Annotated in this window: 3 protein-coding genes and 1 pseudogene; all 4 read left to right on the forward strand. The window is 75.0% G+C overall.

Features of this window, described 5'->3' with window-relative positions; translation table 11 throughout:
- Positions 1–668: 668 nt before the first annotated feature.
- Positions 669–1,427, forward strand: a pseudogene (locus ABFY07_RS42335) (adenosylcobinamide-GDP ribazoletransferase); the annotation flags it as partial.
- Between the two features lie 521 nt (positions 1,428–1,948).
- Positions 1,949–3,478, forward strand: coding sequence for a leucyl aminopeptidase (locus ABFY07_RS42340; protein ID WP_065958647.1), 1,530 nt, complete (start codon positions 1,949–1,951; stop codon positions 3,476–3,478).
- Positions 3,479–3,767: 289 nt separating this feature from the next.
- Positions 3,768–5,156, forward strand: coding sequence for a dihydrolipoyl dehydrogenase (gene lpdA / locus ABFY07_RS42345; protein WP_065958648.1), 1,389 nt, complete (start codon positions 3,768–3,770; stop codon positions 5,154–5,156).
- A 53-nt stretch (positions 5,157–5,209) separates the two neighbouring features.
- Positions 5,210–5,542 (forward strand): biotin/lipoyl-containing protein (locus ABFY07_RS42350; protein ID WP_346179565.1); only part of this gene is annotated, 333 nt, incomplete at its 3' end.

The following is a 5,542-nucleotide window of genomic DNA, read 5'->3' on the forward strand; positions in this document are numbered from 1 at the left end:
CCGGCGCCCGGCGGTGGGGCCGCCGGGCAGCCCCGGGCCCGGCCCGCCCCCGGGGGCTGTCGGCTCGCCCCGGGCCCGTCCCCGGGAGGGCGGGCTGGCGGGGTCACTCCCCCCGGCCCGCCCCGGGGGCTGTCGGCTCGCCCCGGGCCCGTCCCCGGGAGGGCGGGCTGGCGGGCTGGCGGGCTGGCGGGCTGGCGGGCTGGCGGGCTGGCGGGCTGGCGGGCTGGCGGGCTGGCGGGCTGGCGGGCTCAGTCTGCCGGGCTTTGGGGCTGCGGGGCTGTCGGGCTGGCGGGCCGTTACGCCGAACCCCGGGATGCGGCTTCCGGGTGCGCGATAGCCTGCGCCCGATGGACACCACGCCGGAGCATCCCCCCGCGCCCCCGCCGGGGCCGCCGGGGCCGCCGCGCCCCCCGAGACCCGCGGCCCCGCCACGGCCCGCGGGGCCTCCGGAGCCCGCGCACCCGCCGAAGCCCGCGGAGGCGGCCGAGTCCACGGACGCGACGGACGCGCCCGCGGAGCCGGGCCCCCGGGACCAGCGCGACGAGCAGCAGCCCCCGAGCCGGGCCGACGAGCCGGGCCGGTCCGAAGAGCCGGGCCACCACGCACCCCCACCGGACCCGCCGGAGCCCCCGCGCCCGTCACACCCTCCGCGCGCCTCCTGGGAGGACGGCCTTCGCTTCGCGTTCGGCACGCTCACCACGCTCCCCGTCCGGGTGACGCGCTGGGACCGGGAGGCGGCGCGCGCCGGGATGCTGTGCGCTCCCCCGGCCGGGCTGGCGGTCGGGCTCTGCGCGGCGTCGGTGGGCGCGGCGCTGCTGCTGCTGGGCGGCGGCGCGCTGCTGGCGGCGGTGGGGACGGTCGCGGTGCCCGCCGTGCTGACCCGCGGGCTGCACCTCGACGGACTCGCCGACACCGCCGACGGCCTCGGCAGCGGCAAGCCGGCGGACGAGGCGCTGCGCATCATGAAGCGGTCGGACATCGGTCCCTTCGGGGTGGTCACCCTGCTGTTCGTCCTGCTCGCGCAGGTGGCCGCGCTGGCCGAGCTGTACGGGGCCGGCTGGGCGCACGGCGCGGTGGCGGCCGTGACGGCCGGGGTGACGGCGCGGTGCGCGTTGACGCTCGCGGCCCGCGAAGGGGTGCCGGCGGCCCGGCCCGAGGGGCTGGGCGCGGCGGTCGCGGGCGCGGTGCCGCGCGGGCCGGCGCTGGGCACGGCGACGGTGACCGCCGTCGTCTGCGCCGGGGCGGGCGCGGCCTTCGGCGCGTACGAGGCGGTCCACCACGCCCTCGCCGCCCTCGCCGCGCTGGGCGCCGCGGAACTCCTCCTCGGCCACTGCCGCCGCCGCTTCGGCGGCGTGACCGGCGACGTCTTCGGCGCGCTCGCCGAGACGGCGGCCACGGCCACCCTGATCGTCACGGCCCTGGGCTGACCCACCCCGCCGGCCAGCCGGGGAACCCGGCCTGGGACGCACCTCCCCCGTGTCGCGCGCCCCCGCCCCGCCAAGGGCCCCGGCCGGCCCGCGCCGCAGCACCCGGCCCCGCTCCCGCGGCCCGGCCGCCCCGCTGAACCCGGCCCCGCCGGGCCGCGGCGGGCGGTCCTTCGGCGCCAGGGCCTGTCGTCAAAGCGGGCGCCCTGCTCCCGACGCCTGGCACGGCCCCTCGCCGCGTTGTCGCATCGCCCGAGTACGGCCCAGTACGAGGGCGACGCTCCGCCTTGCGAGGCACCGCACCAGACGCCGCTCGCGGCCGGACGCCCCCTTTGACGACAGAACCTGGGCCGCGCGCCGGTGGCGTCGGGGGAGTTACCCTCGCGATGGCCCGCGACAGCCCGCCGCCCGGGCACCTGGTGACCGGCGCATACGATGCCGATGGGCGCGGCTGGCCCGTCCCTGTCTCGGCGGGGGCATTCCACGTCGGCCGAGGAACTATCCGGAAGAGGGACCCCATCACCGTGACATCTCTGACTCTCAGCACCTCCTCCGCCGCGACGCTGCGTGCGGACGCCGTCGTCGTCGGCGTGGCGAAGGGCGCCAAGGGCCCCGTCGTCGCCCCCGGCGCGGAGGCCGTGGACCAGGCCTTCGGCGGGAAGCTGGCCTCCGTCCTGGAGACCCTCGGGGCGACCGGCGCGGAGGGCGAGGTGACCAAGCTGCCCGCCGCGTCCGGCCTCAAGGCACCGGTCGTGCTGGCGGTCGGACTCGGCGACGCCCCGGCCAAGGGCGACGGCTACGACGCCGAGGCGCTGCGCCGCGCGGCCGGTGCGGCGGCCCGCGCGCTGTCCGGTTCGAAGAAGGGCGCGTTCGCCCTGCCGGTGGAGGACCCGGCGGACGCGGCCGCCGTGGCCGAGGGCGCGCTGCTGGGCGCGTACTCGTACAAGGCCAACCACAACAGCGGCGCCAAGAGCGGCAACGGCAAGAAGAACGGTGCCCCGCTCGCCGAGGTGGCCCTGCTCGGCGCCAAGCCGCGCGACAAGGAGTTCAAGGCGGCGGCGGAGCGCGCCATCGCCCTGGCCGCCGAGGTCAACCGCGCCCGCGACCTCATCAACACCCCCTCGAACCTGCTCAACCCCGCCTCCTTCGCCGCCGCCGTGCTGGAGGCGGCCAAGGAGCACGGCCTCAAGACCGAAGTGCTGGACGAGAAGGCGCTGAAGAAGGGCGGGTACGGGGGCATCCTGGGCGTCGGCCAGGGGTCTGAGGCCCCGCCGCGGCTGGTCCGGGTCGGCTACGCGCACCCGGAGGCGGAGAAGACCCTGGCCCTGGTCGGCAAGGGCATCACCTACGACTCCGGCGGCATCTCGCTCAAGCCGGCCGGCCACAACGAGACCATGAAGTGCGACATGAGCGGCGCCGCCGCCGTGTTCGCCACGGTGGTCGCGGCCGCGAAGCTGGGGCTGCGGGTGAACGTCACCGGCTGGCTGGCGCTGGCCGAGAACATGCCGTCGGGTTCGGCCACCCGCCCCGGCGATGTGCTGACGATGTACAGCGGCAAGACCGTCGAGGTGCTGAACACCGACGCCGAGGGCCGGCTGGTGCTGGCCGACGCGCTGACCCGCGCCTGCGAGGAGCGGCCCGACGCGATCGTGGACGTGGCGACGCTCACCGGCGCCATGGTGCTCGCGCTGGGCAACCGCACGTTCGGGATCATGGCGAACGACGAGGCGTTCCGTACCTCGCTGCACGAGATCGCGGAGGAGGTCGGCGAGCAGTCGTGGCCGATGCCGCTCCCGTCGGACCTGCGCAAGAGCATCGACTCGCCGGTGGCCGACCTGGCGAACATGGGTGAGCGGATGGGCGGCGGCCTGGTGGCCGGGATCTTCCTGAAGGAGTTCGTCGAGGAGGGCACCACCTGGGCCCACCTGGACATCGCGGGTCCGGCCTTCAACGAGTCCGGCCCGTTCGGCTACACCCCCAAGGGCGGCACGGGCTCGGCGGTACGCACCCTGGTGCGGCTCGCGGAGCGCACCGCGGCCGGCGACCTGGGCTGAGCCGGCACCGGCCGGGCCCGTGGGGCCCGGCCGGCGGACCGATCGGATTTCGCCAGGAACGAAATCCGATCACCTACGCGCCCAGTACCCGTGAGTAACCCCTGAACAGGGGTTTGGAGATATCTCACACAGCGGCCCCGCGTCCCGCCTCCCGTCAACAAGTGCGAAGATGTTGTCCCGGCAGGACAGGGCCCCCGACACCAGGGCCGAAAGCAAGACGCGGCCGAACAACAGCCGCCGCCCGGCCAAAGACGGCCGGCCCCGGCGCACCATGCATGGAGGACGTGACGTGGCGAACGACGCCAGCACCGTTTTCGACCTAGTGATCCTCGGAGGCGGTAGCGGCGGTTACGCCGCTGCCCTGCGCGCGGCGCAGCTGGGTCTGGACGTCGCCCTGATCGAGAAGGACAAGGTGGGCGGCACCTGCCTGCACCGCGGCTGCATCCCCACCAAGGCTCTGCTGCACGCCGGTGAGATCGCCGACCAGGCCCGCGAGGGTGCCGAGTTCGGTGTGAAGACCACCTTCGAGGGCATCGACATCGAAGGCGTGCACAAGTACAAGGACGGCGTGGTCTCGGGCCTGTACAAGGGCCTCCAGGGTCTGATCGCCTCCCGCAAGGTCACCTACGTGACCGGCGAGGGCCGGCTGTCCTCCCCGACCTCGGTCGACGTCGACGGCCAGCGCTACACCGGCCGCCACGTCCTGCTGGCCACGGGCTCGGTGCCGAAGTCCCTCCCGGGCCTGGAGATCGACGGCGAGCGGGTCATCACCTCCGACCACGCGCTGGTCCTGGACCGGGTGCCGAAGTCCGCGATCGTGCTGGGCGGCGGCGTCATCGGCGTCGAGTTCGCCTCCGCGTGGAAGTCCTTCGGGACCGACGTCACCATCGTCGAGGCGCTTCCCCACCTCGTCCCGGTCGAGGACGAGAACAGCTCCAAGCTGCTGGAGCGCGCCTTCCGCAAGCGCGGCATCAAGTTCTCCCTCGGCGCGCGTTTCTCGGGCGTCGAGCACACCGCCGACGGGGTGAAGGTCTCGCTGGAGAACGGCAAGACCTTCGAGGCCGAGCTGCTGCTCGTCGCCGTCGGCCGCGGCCCGGTCTCGCAGGGCCTGGGCTACGAGGAGGCCGGGGTCGCGATGGACCGCGGCTATGTCCTCGTCGACGAGTACATGCAGACCAACGTCCCGACCATCTCGGCCGTGGGCGACCTGGTCCCCACCCTCCAGCTGGCCCACGTCGGCTTCGCCGAGGGCATCCTGGTGGCCGAGCGGCTGGCGGGTCTGAAGACCGTGCCGATCGACTACGACGGTGTGCCGCGGGTCACCTACTGCCACCCCGAGGTCGCCTCGGTCGGTATCACGGAGGCCAAGGCCAAGGAGCTGTACGGCGCCGACAAGGTCGTGGCCCTCAAGTACAGCCTGGCGGGCAACGGCAAGAGCAAGATCCTGAAGACCTCGGGCGAGATCAAGCTCGTCCAGGTGCGGGACGGTGCCGTCGTCGGTGTCCACATGGTCGGCGACCGCCTGGGCGAGCAGGTCGGCGAGGCGCAGTTGATCTACAACTGGGAGGCGCTGCCGGCCGAGGTCGCGCAGCTCATCCACGCGCACCCGACCCAGAACGAGGCGCTCGGCGAGGCCCACCTGGCACTGGCCGGCAAGCCCCTGCACGCCCACGACTAGTAGTCCCCGAGCGCGCGAACCATCCGCACAGATCGTTAGGAGCAACCGAAACCATGGCGGTTTCCGTAACCCTGCCGGCGCTCGGCGAGAGCGTGACCGAGGGCACCGTCACCCGCTGGCTGAAGGCCGAGGGTGAGCGGGTCGAGGCCGACGAGCCGCTGCTCGAGGTCTCCACCGACAAGGTCGACACCGAGATCCCGGCCCCCGCGGCCGGTGTGCTCACCTCCATCAAGGTGGCCGAGGACGAGACGGTGGAGGTCGGCGCCGAGCTGGCCGTCATCGACGACGGCGGCGCGGCCCCCGCGGCCGCTCCCGCCCCGGCGGCCGAGCCCGCCCCCGCGGCGCAGCCCGAGCCCGCCCCGGCCCCCGCCGCCGAGGCCCCGGCC

Source organism: Streptomyces sparsogenes subsp. cuspidosporus (assembly GCF_039532705.1).
Lineage (GTDB): Bacteria > Actinomycetota > Actinomycetes > Streptomycetales > Streptomycetaceae > Streptomyces > Streptomyces sparsogenes.